Genomic DNA, 14,744 nt, shown 5'->3' with positions numbered 1-14,744 from the left:
CTTGAGTGACTACCTTAAATGCCTTCTCTTTTAAGTCTCCATGAGATGAATCGATTTCGATCAATTCTTGCTCAATCTATAGAAGTATTTCCAAAGAACACGTTATATTACACAACCTTGAGCCTACCACTTGGGCTATTTGTTCTATAAATCGTCTTAATACTTTCAATCGACAAGAATTTAATGGGCATATGGGCGTTTGTTCAGCCCAGACTATAGGAAAATTTATGCGATACGGTGTTTTAGCGGCGTTAACCACGCTATCTCTTATGGGGTGTACATTAAGCCCAAACTCGGCGGATCACAGTGCTACGGCGGATTACCAGGCGTCGGCGGTAGAGAGCGCTTCCGATTCTCAGCTTGCGCAACAAGTAGCGTTGGAGAGTGAGCGGCTCAACGTTTGGTTTAACGAGAAGTACGAGGAAGGCTTGCTGCGAAGCCCCATTCGCTTAACGTTTTTAGGGCGTCCAGAGCGGCAGGGTGAAATCGACGATATGTCGGAAGCAGCTGCCGATGAAAACTTGGCGATCACCAAGGCCAATCTCGCCGAGCTTAAGTCGAGTTTTGATTACAACACGCTAAGTTCCGACGCACGCATTTCTTACGATATTTGGGTGTATCAGGCTGAGCAAGCGTTAGCGCAAGAAGAGTTTAGGTACAACGGGTACGTGTTTGAACAGATGCGTGCTGTGCATGCTTTCTTTCCGCAAATACTGATTGCCTTTCACAGAGTTGAATCTCAGGAAGATATGGAGAATTACGTTTCTCGAATCAAAGAGAGCGGACGGGCGTTAAATCAGTTAATCGACCAGTCAATGAAGGTGGCTGAAAAAGGCGTTCGACCTCCGTATTTTGCCTTCGATTCGGTTATTGAGGAATCAACCGCAATTATTACTGGCGCGCCATTTACCGACGGCGAAGACAGTGATGTTTGGGCGAATGCCAAATCCAATATCAAAAAATTGTTAGACGCTGAAAAAATAGATCAGGCTACGGCGGACGAATTAACTGCGCAGGCTAAGAAAAATTTTATCAATGAATTTAAACCCGCTTACGAACGCTTAATTGCTTGGCAGAAAAAAGATCGAGTCAACGCCGGTAAATTAGCAAAAGGTGTCAGCGCGTTACCTAACGGACCGGCTTTTTATAATGAGCGGTTGGCGAACCAAACAACCACTGCGTTAACGTCGGATGAGATTCACGAAATCGGCTTACAAGAAGTGGCTCGTTTACGTGCGGAAATGGAAGACGTTAAAAAAGAATTTGGATTTGAAGGTTCGCTTGCTGAATTCTTTGTTTTTCTTCGTACCGAAAAAAATGACGAACGACTTTATTATCCCAACACCGATGAAGGGCGTCAGGGTTATATTGATGATGCAACCGCAGCCATCGATAACATAAAATCTTTGTTGCCGAAATATTTTGGCATATTGCCTGAGGCGGACATGGTGGTAAAACGTGTTGAGGCTTTTCGCGAGAAAGACGGCGCAGCTCAGCATTATTATCCGCCAACACCAGACGGCAGTCGTCCGGGAATCTATTACGCGCACTTGTCCGACATGACAGCGATGCCTAAGCGTGAATTGGAAGTTATTGCCTATCATGAAGGCTTGCCGGGCCACCACATGCAAATTGCGATATCGCAAGAACTTAAAGGTATTCCAACGTTTAGAACGCAAGCACGATTTACCGCTTACGTTGAAGGATGGGCGCTGTATACCGAAAAATTAGCCACCGAAATGCCGGGCACTTATGCCGATCCACTGTCTAATTTTGGTCGACTGGGGTCTGAAATGTGGCGCGCTATTCGATTGGTTGTTGATACCGGTTTGCACGCTAAAGGTTGGTCTGAACAACAAGCGATTGATTATTTTAAAGCGAATTCCGCTGTTACCGATGCACAGGCTGTCTCGGAGGTTCGTCGTTACTTGGTTATTCCAGGGCAAGCGACCAGCTATAAAGTGGGCATGCTAAAAATCCAAGAATTAAGAGCCGAAGCAGAATCTGAATTGGGCGATAAATTTGATATTAAAGCCTTCCACGATGTGGTGTTAGGTGGCGGTGCAGTGCCGTTGTCGGTGCTGGAGCGTATTGTGGGCAATTGGGTTAAAGAACAGAAAAAAGCGTAAATTAGGCTTAATTATTTTTCATTTTTCTGTTTTATGATTGATAAGGGCGGAGATAAACCGCCCTTATTTTTTTGCTCACCTTAATTGGCTTGTTAAACTTAAAAAGGCATTGGGTGGGCTTTTAAAGCGTCTGAAATCGCTTTTAATGTCTCTTCAGACAGTTCGATATCGAACGCATCGATGTCTTCTTTTAACTGATCTAATGTAGTCGCGCCGATAATGGTGGATGTTACGCCATCGACTTGATCGCACCACGCTAACGCCAATTGCGAAGGCGTTATTTGTGCGTCTTTGGCAATTTCTACCAGTTTAGTGATGGCCGCTTCCGATTGCGGTGTGTTTCTGAATAATCCGTTACGTTGAGTTAAGGTCCATCGGCTTCCTTCGGGTAACGCACCATTCAAATATTTTCCGCTTAACATACCGGCCGCTAACGGTGACCAAGGTAAGTAGGCGACGTTTTGGTGCACGCAATTTTCGATTAAAAATGGCCAGTCTTTGGTGTGCAACAAATTGAACTCATTTTGAATCGATACCGGTTTTGGCAGATTGTGAATTTCAGCCAGACGAATGTATTGGTTAATGCCCCAGGGCGAATCGTCGGAAAGCCCGTAGTGACGAATTTTTCCATCTTTAATGCATTGGTTTAACGCTTCTAAAATGTGAAGCATTTCTTCGGTGTGTGCGTTGGCATCGACATCGGTAAAGCTGATGTCACCCGGCCAGTGTTTACCAAAATGAGGCGTTGTACGGTTCGGCCAATGCAGTTGGTAAACGTCGATGTAATCGGTTTGCAATCTTTTTAATGAGGCATCAACCGAGGGCGCAATGTCTGAGGCAGTAATATTTTTGCCGCCGCGTATCCAGTGTAGGCCGTTACCTGCTATTTTGGTGGCGAGGATAAAGTCAGAGCGTTTGGTTGCGTTTCTTGAAAGCCAATCACCAATGATTGCCTCGGTTTTGCCGTAAGTGTCTGGCGTTGGTGGTATGGCGTACATTTCTGCGGTATCCATAAAGTTAACACCGCGTTCTAATGCGTATTCGATCTGCTCGTCAGCCTGTGCTTGGTTGTTTTGTTTTCCCCAAGTCATGGTGCCTAAACAGACTCGAGAGACGTCTAATCCGCTATTGCCTAAGGTAGAATACTGCATTAAGTGTTCTCCGTATTTTGAATCAACATGAATGATTGGTTTATAGGTGGAGATGAACTTTGAAAATTCAATGTAACCTATAAAAAGCGTTGTTCACATTTCTATGCTTTATATAGAGTTATTTATAATGGGTCATATTTTGGCGCGGGGAAGGCTGTGCTGACAAGCTCTGTTGATAGGCTGTTGTGATAAGACCCGCAAAAATAGGGGCGCAGCTGATTTTCTGGTTTTTGATAATAACTGTAGTTTCTCACGTTGGTTTCATATGATAAATAACAAAGTCGAACTTCTGAAAAAGCAATTTCCGCTTCTTGAAAAACTCATCGCACTGACTGAAACGAATTGGTTTAATCCTAATGTGACCAGCGTGAAAGAAGCGCTTCCCTACGTTGGATTAACGGCTGAAGATGTCCGAGATGCCAGTGCTCGACTGGAGCGATTCGCGCCTTTTATTGCTAACGCTTTTCCAGAAACTCAGTCTTCCAACGGGTTAATTGAATCCGACGTGATCGACATTGCCAATATGAAGCAAGCATTGTGCGCCAATCAAACGTTAGACATTCCTGGAAGGTTAATGCTCAAAAAAGACAGCCATTTACCTATTTCAGGATCAATAAAAGCACGTGGCGGTATTTACGAGGTGTTAACCCACGCAGAGAATCTAGCGATTAAAAGCGGATTGCTCAATAAAACAGACGATTATCAGTGTTTACTGAACGATTCATTTAAGCGTTTTTTTAGCCAGTATTCCATTGCCGTTGGCTCTACGGGTAATTTAGGTTTGTCCATTGGGATCATCAGTGCCAAATTGGGTTTCTCAGTGACGGTGCATATGTCGGCGGACGCGCGTCAGTGGAAAAAAGATCGCCTTCGCAGGCTTGGTGTTCATGTTGTTGAATATAATCAGGATTACGGCGCTGCTGTTTGTGAAGCCAGAAAACAGGCTGAAAATGATGCCTCCTGTTATTTTATTGATGATGAGAATTCGAAAACCTTATTTTTAGGGTATTCCGTTGCCGGTGAGCGACTGAAAAAACAATTCGATCACTTAGGCATTATTGTCGATCAAGAGCAGCCTTTATTTGTGTATTTACCGTGTGGTGTGGGCGGTGGCCCAGGCGGTGTTGCGTTCGGTTTAAAACTCGCCTTTGGTGATCACGTACATTGTATCTTTGCTGAACCTACGCATTCTCCTTGTATGTTTTTAGGAGTGCACACCGGCTTGCACGATGCTATTTCTGTTCAAGATATTGGCATTGATAATATTACCGCCGCCGACGGACTGGCGGTTGGTCGAGCGTCGGGTTTTGTGGGCCGAGCGATGGAGCGTTTAATCGACGGCTATTGCACAATTTCTGATGAAAGCCTGTATCGTTATCTAGGTTTACTTTATAAAAGCGAAAATATTGCCTTGGAGCCATCTGCGTTAGCAGGAATGCACGGACTAAAAGCCGTTGTGGAAAATTCAGAATATAAAACTCGGATGGGGCTCACTGAAAAAGTTATGGAAAACGCAACACACATCGTATGGGCAACCGGCGGCGCAATGGTGCCACCGGAAGAGATGGAAAAGTATTTGAGTCAAGCAACGATATGATTATCGCTGCTGATTAATAATGTCTTCGAGAACGGATTCTTGGTATTCCAGGGATTCTTCTAAAGCAATTAAATCCAGCGCAAATACTGCTATTTCGTCTTCAAGAATTCTTAATGCCGCTAAGGCTTCTTCTCTTTGTTCGCCAGTGCTGGTATCGCTGACTAAGATGTGCTCATTTTTTGCGATGTACTCTTCATGTTCATCAATTGAATAATACACAGAACGGACTTTCGACTCTAAATCTTTAATGACTTTGATTTGCTGGTAACGCTCATAACCGTGTTTATAACCTTGTGTGAACTCCGCTATTACCTCAGAGGGGCAAAATTGCGGCATGGAGCTTCCGTTTGTTCCTAGGCGTAATCCGGTTTGATATGTACAATAATTCAACAAACCGCTATGGTGGCCTAGCTCGTAAGCCTCACGATCAGGTGTTACACCGGCTTTGGCGCATGCTTTGCGATGTCGTGCTAATTGGAGGGCGTCTATGCCTCGGCTGCCGTCTTCTAGTCCTATTTGATACCAGTCAGCGTATAGGCATTCTTCTTTCGATAACGTGGCGCAACCGTGAAGTGAGGCCGCTATTAAAGCTACAAAGATGACGCGAAGCATGGAAATTCCTATTCAAAAAATGGGCTATTATTCGTATTTTATTGTATTGAATGAATATAACTCAAGTTGAATGAACAGAAACTAAACTTAGCGCGAGTGAGAAGCATCGATAAACTTAATGGCTTGTGCGTAGTTTTTTTGGCTGGGGTTGTCATGGCCCATTCTACTAATAACTTTTAGTTTTAAATTTTCCAGTCCGGCTTTTTTATAAAATCGGTAAACACGTTTTGTATCATTCAAATTAAAATCTTCTCTGCCGGTAATGAATACATAACGATTATTTTTCATTATTTCTAACTTTTCTGGTGTCATATTGAGCCACTTATTGGCACCGCTGTTGTAAATCGCACCTTTAAAAATGCTCGGAAAATCCGAGGCCAATAAACTCGCAACACGACCGCCGCCAGAAAACCCAGATAAATAAACTCGATCTGAATTTACCGAGTATCGATTGTGTGCAATAACCCTGGGTGCCAATAAAGCGTAAGTCAGTCGCTTGTGCGTATCCGCGTTGTTTCCTGAGTTATCGGCACCAATCCAAATTAAATTGAACTCATCCATGATGTCTTGCCAGTCATCTGGAATCTCTCCGGAATTTCCCGGGCTAATATAGACCAGCAATCCTGGTGGGTTTTCGGGTGAGTAGTTTTCAGGTAAATAAACTTGCCAGGTAATGGTTTGATTTAATGGTTGTACACTTGCGTAGTTTTTTGCCGTTTGCTCGTTAAATAAGTCTGAAATGCTTGCCATTAATGTTTGATTGCCGGAATCAACATTTGCGTATGATTTTGCCGATAGAAACGATAGAAACGATAGAAAAAACACGGCCCAAATTAAAATCAGAAAATACAAAAATCTTTTTTGTAGTGTAATCTTTACTATCAAAACTTCACTCCTAAACAAAGCATTCCAGATTTTATTGATGCATTTAAATGATTAAGCGCGGCCAATCATTTGCGGGCTCTCGCCAAAATAACGTTTAAATTCACGGCTAAATTGGGTTGGGCTTTCATAGCCGACCTGCGCTGCGGCTTGTTTTACCTTTAAGCCTTGGTCGAGCAACAATTCTTTGGCTCGATTTAATCGCATTTTTTTTACGTATTGAATCGGAGAGGACGCCGTCATTTGTTTAAAATTGCGGTGAAAGCTCGATGTGCTCATGTTGGCCATATCCGCCAGCTGATCGACGTCCAATTGCTCCTGATAATTTTCATGCAAATATTTGAGCACTCGCTCCAAGCGAGACAGTTGTGTGTTGTGTGAAACCAGTGCAAATAGCGAAGCGGCAAGAGGGCCTTGCAACAAAATGTAGAGTACTTCTCGCACCAGTCCTTTACCCAATACATCGCTTTTTAACGGTGACTGCAAACATTCGGCTAAACGCAGGATTGCCTGATTAAACTCGGCGTTGCATTCGCTTGCGTATAAACCCTTTGTCTCTTTGCAAGAATGATAGAGCGAGCTTTGATGATGCTCATCAAACAGGCGAACCAATTCGGTCAGTTGGCCCATATCAAAATCTATCATCATGCAATACAAAGGCTGCCCCGGCGTAACTATGGTTTCGCACTCTGCTGGTAGAGGCAAGGTTAGTACCAAATAGTTATCGGGGTTGTAGTGATAAACTTGTTCATCCAAGAAAACTTGCTTTTGCCCTTGGGCAACCACAATTAAACCTTGGCTGTAACACAAGGGCACGCGGCTGGACGATTCACTGGCTTTATAAACTCCAACGCCGTCAAGCCGAGTCTGGTTGTAACCTTCGTCGCTTGCCAATTTTTCCAACAGGTTAACCAGATTTGTCATGATAAATCACCTTATATTGATCATGCGCTCACGCTATCGAAGTTGTTAATAAGTGCGCTTTTTAACGTTATCCGAAGCTGGAAATTGAAAAAGCGTTTCTAAATTTCTTCACCAAATCAATAATGTATTGTTATTGAAATGTGCCACGCAGTTTTTGCATCGCTAGAGGCCTGCGGTTGTTAACGTTTTTACCTTAAACTCAGAGTTTATTATATTTAACACATTAACAACTTGGCTATCAATTCCCTAAGGGGTAGAAATAGGCATGCTTTTGAGACTAATGCCTATTATTACTGCTGTCGCGTGAGACTATAATGCATGCAGTCACGAGGGCACACAACTATGCAAAATTTCGATTTTTACAATCCAACTCACATCGTATTCGGCCAAAACCGTTTAGCAGAACTTGATAATTTAATCCCCGCAGATGCAAAAGTCTTAGTCTTATATGGCGGCGGCAGCGTCAAACGCAACGGCGCGTTAGAGCAGGTAAAAGCCGGTTTAGGCGAGCGCTCGGTGATTGAGTTCGGCGGTATTGAACCCAATCCTGAATTCACAACCTTAATGAAAGCAGTCGATATTGTTAAGCAGGAAGGTATTACCTTTTTATTAGCTGTTGGTGGTGGTTCGGTAATGGACGGCACCAAATTTATCGCTTTAGCCGCCAAATTTGATTCGGAGCCTGAAAGTTTATTATTCCACGGTTTTAATCCGCCGCCTGCGAAAGAAGCTCTGCCATTAGGTTGCGTTGCTACTCTTCCAGCGACAGGCTCTGAAATGAACATGGGGGCGGTGGTGACTTACAATCACCAAAAATACCCAGTAATGTCGCCGTTAGCATTTCCGAAATTTTCATTTCTCGATCCGGAATTCACCAAGACTTTACCGAAAGAGCAAATCGCAAACGGCATTGCCGATGCATTTATTCATGTAACTGAGCAATATCTAACTTACCCAGTAAACGCGAAAGTGCAAGATCGCATGGCAGAAGGTGTGTTGCAAACCCTGATTGAAGAAGGGCCGATCACTTACGCCGACAACGACAACATGGATGCGCGTAAGAATTTTATTTGGTCTGCAACCATGGCGCTTAATGGCATTATTGGTAGCGGTGTTCCCCACGATTGGGCGACTCATATGATTGGTCACGAACTTACCGCCAGTTATGGTATTGCTCACGGCAGAACCTTGGCAATCGTATTGCCATCATTATTACGTGAACGTAAAACCCAAAAACACGACAAGCTTACCCAGTTTGCCGAACGTGTTTGGAACATCACCGAAGGTAGTGATGACGATAAAATTAATCTAGCCATTGATAAAACCGAAGCATTTTTCAATAGCTTGGATATCGTAACCAATTTAACGCACTACGATATTGATGATCAGGGTATCGAAAAAGTTGTTGGCAACATGGAAAAAATGGGATTGACGGCGTTGTCTGAAACCGGTGATCTTGATCTAGCGTGTGTTACTCGCATTTTGCACGCCGCTAAATAAACGGTTAAAAATAAAAATTCACTCTCTGATAGATTGCAAATTATCAGTGGGTGAATTTTTTGTTCTTATTTATTTTCTGTGTTTATCTAGGTTTATTGGCGTGAGCTTTCATTACTTGCTTTAACACATGTTACCTGTTTGGAATCAATGAGTAGTTAATGTGTGCAAACGTTGTTTTTAGCGTTATAGCAGTGATCACCTTTAACGTTTGATAGAAACCTGCCGTTCCTGTTAAAAAGCACATCATTTTTGACATCAGCCTGCATGTTGAAACCACGTCTGCGTTTTTTTGAGTGGTTATTTTTGCACCCCAATGTTTTGCACCCAATGTTTTACACCCCAATGCGTTGGCAGATTTTGATAATCTCCATGGCTTCGTCCATTGTCAGTCCTGTAGTGCAAAAAGCCTGTTGAGTGACACTGTGGCTTTGAGCGGCAAGTTCTTCTCCAGTAGGAGTGACCGTAATCGTTTTGGTTCGATCGTTGTCGATCATTCTGTCTAGCTGAATTAATGACTTTTCTTCCAGTTTTCTCAACAACGGAGTCATAGTAGCCTTGCTTAAATTAGTGCGGGCTGCGAGTTCTGTAATAGAAATTCCATCGTTTTCCCACAGCGCCATCATCACCACGAACTGTGTGTAGGTGAGTCCTAACGGATCTAAGATAGGTCGATAGATGGCATTCAGCCGATTTGAGGCTGAATACAGCGCAAAACAAAGTTGGTCATCCAATCGAGCAGCGTTAATCGGCAATGGTAAGTTCCTAATTTAGTGTCTGGCTAATAATTATGTTTACTTAACAATAGATTTACAATATTGTTAGTGTGCGTACAGTAAGTGTACTAATAAAACTATAATATTGATAGGAGAGACTTATGAGACCCCTCGTTAGCTTCATTGCACTGTTTTTCGCGTTAACCGTCTCCGCCGGAGAAGATCTTCGCGTTGGCCTACCTAAAGATTACAAAGAAACTTACACAGAATACTTATCGTTAGACCGTATTCAAAACCACGACCAATTTATTCGTCTGTTCGCCAATGATGTTGCTATGAAAGGTGCCGACGAAAACGGTGAATTACTCAGCGGTTCGGTTATTGTTGCTGAAATTTATTCCGTGAAAAAAAATGAAGATGGCTCTGTTGCAAAATCGTTAGTGAACCGTCGAGTCAAAGATAAATTATTGTTGCTCGGTGTCATGGAAAAACAAGATGGCTTCGCTGAAACTTCTCCGTCAAAAATAAACGTTGGCGATTGGGATTTTGCGGCTTTTAAACCGAATGGTGATGTCGCTCCTAAAGACTTAGATACTTGCCGCGCTTGTCACGCACCATTGACGCAAACCGATTTTCTGTTCACGACTCAACATTTGCCAAAACGATAATAAATTGAGTTAATTTTTTATTTATAACAGTGCTTTCGTTTAATTTTAAATAAAGAAAATACTTATAAATTTCGTTCTCTGATTGATTAATTTCTCAAAAACAAAAACCTCTTTCAGTGTGATCATTGAAAGAGGTTTTTTCTTTTTGGTCATAGCCAATAGATATCGGTTTTAAGACTGGATTTACCCGTCTTTCTACTGAGGCGTGTTTGAGTTCAGCCATCATAATGTCGCGTGACAACGGAATCGAAGCTCTCATAAACGATTTGAACAGTTAAGCTGAAAGCCGTCGGTTTGACTAATAATTCTAAAACATATTGCTACAGCAATTTATCGCATCTCAAATCTTCTGTAGAATACGCCGATTTTCCGCCCATTGGGCCATTTTCGAACACGTTCAGACTAGGGTTTTTATCGGTATGGCAGATAGCAAGTTTTTAGATGAAGTCAGTAAACGTCGCACGTTTGCTATCATTTCTCACCCGGATGCCGGTAAAACCACGATGACAGAAAAGCTGTTGTTGTTCGGAAATGCCATTCAATTGGCCGGTTCGGTGAAGGGAAAGAAAGGCCCGCACGCGAAGTCGGATTGGATGACGATGGAGCAGGAACGTGGTATCTCGGTGACATCCTCTGTGATGCAGTTTCCCTACAAAGAACGCACCGTTAACCTTCTTGATACCCCAGGGCACGAAGACTTCTCTGAGGATACCTACCGCACGCTCACCGCGGTGGATTCGGTATTGATGGTGATCGACGGCGCGAAGGGTGTGGAGGATCGTACCATCAAGTTGATGGATGTGTGTCGTCTTCGCGATACGCCGATTTTATCGTTCATTAACAAAATGGACCGTGATATTCGCGACCCGATCGAGGTGATGGACGAAATCGAGGACGTACTGAAGATTGCAGCGGCACCAATCAACTGGCCGTTGGGCATGGGTAAGGAATTTAAGGGCGTTTATAACTTATACACCGACACCATCCACGTATTCCAGTCGGGCATGGGTCACACCATCAACGATGATATTCAAATTAAGGGCTTAGATTCGCCAGAATTTGAAGATTTGGTAGGTTCTTACGCCGACGATATTCGCGATGAAATCGAGTTAGTGCGCGGTGCAACCAATGAGTTTGATGTTGATGAATACCTTGCCGGGCGTTTGACACCGGTCTATTTTGGTACTGCTCTTGGCAATTTTGGTGTTCGTGAAATGCTCGATGGCTTTGTCGAGTGGGCGCCTAAGCCACAAGATCGTGAAACTCAACAGCGCCCAGTAGAAGCCACCGAAGAGAAGTTTTCTGGCTTCGTTTTCAAGATTCAGGCGAACATGGACCCTAAACACCGTGACCGTATTGCCTTTATGCGTGTGTGTTCTGGTAAATACACTCAAGGCATGAAAATGCGTCATGTGCGTATTGGCAAGGACATTAAAATCGCCGATGCGGTAACGTTTTTGGCCGGTGATCGTTCTGCGGTAGAAGAGGCTTGCTCCGGTGACATCATTGGTCTGCACAACCACGGTACGATTCAAATTGGCGATACCTTTACCCAAGGCGAAGATCTTAAGTACAAAGGTATTCCTCACTTTGCACCGGAATTGTTCCGTCGCATTCGTCTAAAAGATCCTCTGAAAACTAAAGCGTTGCAAAAAGGTTTGCAGCAGTTGTCAGAAGAGGGCTCTACTCAAGTATTTTTCCCGATTAACAACAACGACATTGTTGTTGGTGCCGTCGGTGTGCTGCAATTTGAAGTGGTGGCTTATCGCTTAAAAGACGAATACAAAGTTGAGGCTATTTACGAGCCTGTAAACGTGCAAACGGCCCGCTGGATTGAAGCGGACGATCCCGCACTGATTGCTGATATTCGCAAAAAAGCGAGTGATAATATTGCCATTGATGGCGGTGGCCATTTAACGTATTTGGCTCCGACACGAGTGAATTTATCGCTTGCCCAAGAGCGTCATCCCGATGTTGTTTTCAGGTCGACACGAGAACATTAATAAGACTAATTAGGGAGTCCGATTGCAATCGGTTTAACGTAGAATTGCTCAGACGATGTAAGTTGAATTGAGTGGTAATTATTCATTAGTGCTGTTTGAGCGTATGAGTGATGGATTTAGAAAAAATATTGCAATCGCCTAGGGTCAATGTTGAGGAGGTCGCTCTCCCGCCCAATATGCCTCGAATGGGTAATCGTTTTACCCGTTGGCTAGGCGCTCGTTTTTTGCGTTTAATGGGTTGGAAGTTTCGCGGTGAAATTTCCAATCACAAACAAATTGTTATTGCCGGCGCACCGCATACCTCCAATTGGGATTTTGTGGTCGCGATGTTTTTGGTGATGGCACTGGGCGTAAAGTTTTCTTATCTGATGAAGAAAGAAGCTTTTATTTGGCCTTTTAAAGGGTTGTTTATGTCATTGGGAGGCATTCCCATTGATCGCTCTAAAGGCAGCGAAGTAATTTCACAAGTCCAACAGTGGTATGAAAAAAACAGTCATTGCTGGGTAGCGATTACGCCTGAGGGAACACGCAGTAAGGTCGAGCGTTATAAAACAGGCTTTTTAAGAATTGCCCAATCCTTAGACATTCCTTTAATGTTGGTATCTTGGGATTATCCTTCGAAGACGTTTTATTTTATTGATGGGCCTGAGCTTTCAGGTGACATTGATGCCGATGCTGCGGATATTAAGCGCTTTTTCGAAAAGAATTTCACAGGAAGAAACCCAGAAAACCAATAAGCTTTAAGCGCAAAATAAGCGCTAAACCAACGGTTTTCTGGGCGTAAAAATTAGAAGCGGGTAGATACCGACATTAAAAATAAATCCCAGTATCGACTGCCATCGTTTGCGGGTGTTTCTAACAACGAGAGCCAGCCTCGACCTTCCACATCGTGATACTCGGCACTGATTAACCAATTCTGGTTAATGTCCCAACGAGCACCAATCATAAAATCTTTTGCGTAACGAGTGTCGCCAGAGAGCCCGGTGTTTTGCTCAAAAACATCACCAAAGCGATCTGAGTCGTCGCTGGTTAGGTTGTCAAAACGGGTATAAATACTCAACTCGTTATTAATGCGATATTGAGCCTGAATGTAATAGCTGGAACCGTTGAGCTTGCTGTCAAAGGGCGCACCTAGGCTTTTCAGCTCCGATCGGCGGCGCATATATTCTGCGGAATAGGTTACGCGCTCTGTTTGGTACTGAGCCGAAAAAATAATTGGTGAGAAAATAAATTCACCATCACTAAGAAACGGATCATTTCGGCTGATGTAATCGGTATTTAACTGAGTTGCAGTTAAGCCCAAACGAATTTTGCCGAAATCGTAGTCGTATAAAAAATTCGCCAGCCAACTGGAAGCCCCTTCAAAGCGGCCTGGGCGGAAAGACGACAAAACAATAGGTTCTAAGTCTGGGTCATCTGCGCGAGGTTCAATGTAACTGAATTGTGTTGAAAACTCGTGCGCACCGCGGAATAAATCTTGGTAGAAATAAATACCGTCAGAAGACAGAGCTAAATTTCGTAAACTGTCGAAATAAATAGATTGCGGCAGAATAATACTGGGACGAGTTTTGGCAACATCGCGAGTGCTGTTGTACAACCCTTGGGCGTTCACAGCTCGACCCAACCGAATACCGGCTGAATAAGTATCAGAATTGTAGAGGCGATAATCGAGAAACCCGTAATCCAAACGTGGATCACCGTCGTCGGTTTTACCGGCATCTCTCGCGGTTACCTGAGCAGAAAAGGTCAATCGATCAGTGGCTTGCCAGTGGCCGTTAATTCCTATTTCGAAAAATTCAAAACTGCCGGATTCACTGTCGCCGAAGAATTGGTTTTCAGACGTTAAAACAAAATTTTGCGTGGCAAAACCGTGAGCTTCAAAACTGCCGGGTACGTCTAAATTAGGAATTTGCGCATTGACGAATTGGCTGGTGACAGATAAACCAAAAACGCAAGACAGCTTTCTTAGGTGATGGTTGTTCTTAATCATTTTTTTACCACCAGCAATTTCACATCGTCAGAGATAAATTTTCCCTGGATATACCCGATTGCATTGGTTGTGCTGGCGATTTTTTCCATCATTTCAGATTCTGAGCTAAGCAAGGTTGGATACTGTCCTATACCTGAGAAAACACGTCTGTCCCATATTCGCCGTAAATTGTAGGGGAAGGTGTGCAATAATTCTTTGGTGAACCTCACATGTGTGGGGTTGTTGTCGGCTAATACGAATACTTTTACAGTTTCGCCGCTTGGCCAAGTGCGTTTACGCATGGCAAAGATTGAGCGCAAAGAGCCTGTGGATATTTGCACAAGCTCAACTTGTTGGTTGGCGATAACATAGATTTTATCGTCATCAATAATGGGCGAGGCTGGGTCGATTTCTTGAGCGTTAATAACGCTTGCAAGAAATAACAAAATTCCAGGCAGCACGAACGACGACAATGGTCGAAACCGTAGATTCGATTGAGTACCTACCATCAATTGTTTCATCGTCTTTAATATTAACGTACGGGGAATTTTCTTTCTCAGAGAATAAAATAAATCCATAACGGCATTACTTGCCAC

Annotated in this window: 13 protein-coding genes; 6 read left to right on the top strand and 7 right to left on the bottom strand. The window is 43.5% G+C overall.

The features are described from left to right. Positions 1 to 227 precede the first annotated feature (227 nt). On the top strand, positions 228 to 2,129 hold the full coding sequence (locus tag LU361_RS03125; RefSeq protein ID WP_233086856.1) for a DUF885 domain-containing protein: 1,902 nt from the start codon (positions 228 to 230) through the stop codon (positions 2,127 to 2,129). A gap of 98 nt (positions 2,130 to 2,227) precedes the next feature. Here LU361_RS03125 and LU361_RS03120 read toward each other — a convergent pair whose 3' ends face one another. Then, on the bottom strand, positions 2,228 to 3,280 hold the full coding sequence (locus tag LU361_RS03120; RefSeq protein WP_233086855.1) for an aldo/keto reductase: 1,053 nt from the start codon (positions 3,278 to 3,280) through the stop codon (positions 2,228 to 2,230). Positions 3,281 to 3,545: 265 nt separating this feature from the next. Between LU361_RS03120 and dsdA the strand changes: the two genes are divergently transcribed. Continuing rightward, positions 3,546 to 4,877 (top strand): D-serine ammonia-lyase, encoded by a 1,332-nt coding sequence (dsdA, locus tag LU361_RS03115; protein ID WP_233086854.1) that lies wholly within the window; start codon positions 3,546 to 3,548, stop codon positions 4,875 to 4,877. On the opposite strand, the gene LU361_RS03110 is transcribed toward dsdA, so the two are convergent. The 3 genes from LU361_RS03110 to LU361_RS03100 all read right to left on the bottom strand — a co-directional run bounded on the left by LU361_RS03110 (position 4,878) and on the right by LU361_RS03100 (position 7,295). Beyond that, the gene (locus tag LU361_RS03110; protein ID WP_233086853.1) at positions 4,878 to 5,489 is read right to left on the bottom strand and encodes a DUF2799 domain-containing protein; all 612 of its coding nucleotides are present in this window, start codon (positions 5,487 to 5,489) and stop codon (positions 4,878 to 4,880) included. Positions 5,490 to 5,576: 87 nt separating this feature from the next. Further along, a complete protein-coding gene (locus LU361_RS03105; protein ID WP_233086852.1) occupies positions 5,577 to 6,374 on the bottom strand; it encodes an alpha/beta hydrolase in 798 nt (265 codons plus the stop codon). A gap of 51 nt (positions 6,375 to 6,425) precedes the next feature. Beyond that, positions 6,426 to 7,295 carry an AraC family transcriptional regulator gene (locus LU361_RS03100; protein ID WP_233086851.1) on the bottom strand — a complete coding sequence of 290 codons (870 nt, stop codon included), beginning with the start codon at positions 7,293 to 7,295 and terminating at the stop codon, positions 6,426 to 6,428. 342 nt (positions 7,296 to 7,637) lie between these two features. On the opposite strand from LU361_RS03100, the gene LU361_RS03095 reads away from it, so the two are divergent. Continuing rightward, positions 7,638 to 8,795, top strand: a complete 1,158-nt coding sequence (locus tag LU361_RS03095) for an iron-containing alcohol dehydrogenase (protein WP_233086850.1) — start codon at positions 7,638 to 7,640, stop codon at positions 8,793 to 8,795. 332 nt (positions 8,796 to 9,127) lie between these two features. Here LU361_RS03095 and LU361_RS03090 read toward each other — a convergent pair whose 3' ends face one another. Beyond that, a complete protein-coding gene (locus LU361_RS03090) occupies positions 9,128 to 9,547 on the bottom strand; it encodes a MarR family winged helix-turn-helix transcriptional regulator (protein WP_233086849.1) in 420 nt (139 codons plus the stop codon). A 122-nt stretch (positions 9,548 to 9,669) separates the two neighbouring features. Between LU361_RS03090 and LU361_RS03085 the strand changes: the two genes are divergently transcribed. From LU361_RS03085 to LU361_RS03075, 3 genes are all read left to right on the top strand, one after another. Then, positions 9,670 to 10,176: a cytochrome P460 family protein gene (locus LU361_RS03085; RefSeq protein WP_233086848.1), complete on the top strand. Its 507-nt coding sequence runs from the start codon at positions 9,670 to 9,672 to the stop codon at positions 10,174 to 10,176. A 419-nt stretch (positions 10,177 to 10,595) separates the two neighbouring features. Beyond that, complete coding sequence (locus LU361_RS03080) at positions 10,596 to 12,179, top strand: peptide chain release factor 3 (protein WP_233086847.1); 1,584 nt, start codon at positions 10,596 to 10,598, stop codon at positions 12,177 to 12,179. Between the two features lie 110 nt (positions 12,180 to 12,289). Beyond that, a complete protein-coding gene (locus LU361_RS03075; protein ID WP_233086846.1) occupies positions 12,290 to 12,916 on the top strand; it encodes a 1-acyl-sn-glycerol-3-phosphate acyltransferase in 627 nt (208 codons plus the stop codon). A gap of 50 nt (positions 12,917 to 12,966) precedes the next feature. Here the strand turns inward: LU361_RS03075 and LU361_RS03070 are convergent, their stop codons facing one another. Both LU361_RS03070 and LU361_RS03065 read right to left on the bottom strand, forming a co-directional pair. Then, a complete protein-coding gene (locus tag LU361_RS03070) occupies positions 12,967 to 14,169 on the bottom strand; it encodes a hypothetical protein (RefSeq protein ID WP_233086845.1) in 1,203 nt (400 codons plus the stop codon). After that, positions 14,166 to 14,744, bottom strand: coding sequence for a hypothetical protein (locus tag LU361_RS03065; protein ID WP_233086844.1), 579 nt, complete (start codon positions 14,742 to 14,744; stop codon positions 14,166 to 14,168). The genes LU361_RS03070 and LU361_RS03065 overlap by 4 nt, the downstream gene beginning before the upstream one ends.

Source organism: Sessilibacter corallicola (assembly GCF_021290925.1).
GTDB classification, from domain to species: domain Bacteria; phylum Pseudomonadota; class Gammaproteobacteria; order Pseudomonadales; family Cellvibrionaceae; genus Sessilibacter; species Sessilibacter corallicola.
The sequence above is the reverse complement of the archived record's forward strand: the minus strand, read 5'-3'. Positions and strand labels throughout refer to the sequence as shown.

Bases quoted from the DNA above. Each gene is read 5' to 3' on its own strand.
- LU361_RS03125 (WP_233086856.1), top strand. From the start codon at position 228: ATGCGATACGGTGTTTTAGCGGCGTTAACCACGCTATCTCTTATGGGG.
- LU361_RS03120 (WP_233086855.1), bottom strand. From the start codon at position 3,280: ATGCAGTATTCTACCTTAGGCAATAGCGGATTAGACGTCTCTCGAGTC.
- dsdA (WP_233086854.1), top strand. From the start codon at position 3,546: ATGATAAATAACAAAGTCGAACTTCTGAAAAAGCAATTTCCGCTTCTT.
- LU361_RS03110 (WP_233086853.1), bottom strand. From the start codon at position 5,489: ATGCTTCGCGTCATCTTTGTAGCTTTAATAGCGGCCTCACTTCACGGT.
- LU361_RS03100 (WP_233086851.1), bottom strand. From the start codon at position 7,295: ATGACAAATCTGGTTAACCTGTTGGAAAAATTGGCAAGCGACGAAGGT.
- LU361_RS03095 (WP_233086850.1), top strand. From the start codon at position 7,638: ATGCAAAATTTCGATTTTTACAATCCAACTCACATCGTATTCGGCCAA.
- LU361_RS03085 (WP_233086848.1), top strand. From the start codon at position 9,670: ATGAGACCCCTCGTTAGCTTCATTGCACTGTTTTTCGCGTTAACCGTC.
- LU361_RS03080 (WP_233086847.1), top strand. From the start codon at position 10,596: ATGGCAGATAGCAAGTTTTTAGATGAAGTCAGTAAACGTCGCACGTTT.
- LU361_RS03075 (WP_233086846.1), top strand. From the start codon at position 12,290: ATGGATTTAGAAAAAATATTGCAATCGCCTAGGGTCAATGTTGAGGAG.
- LU361_RS03070 (WP_233086845.1), bottom strand. From the start codon at position 14,169: ATGATTAAGAACAACCATCACCTAAGAAAGCTGTCTTGCGTTTTTGGT.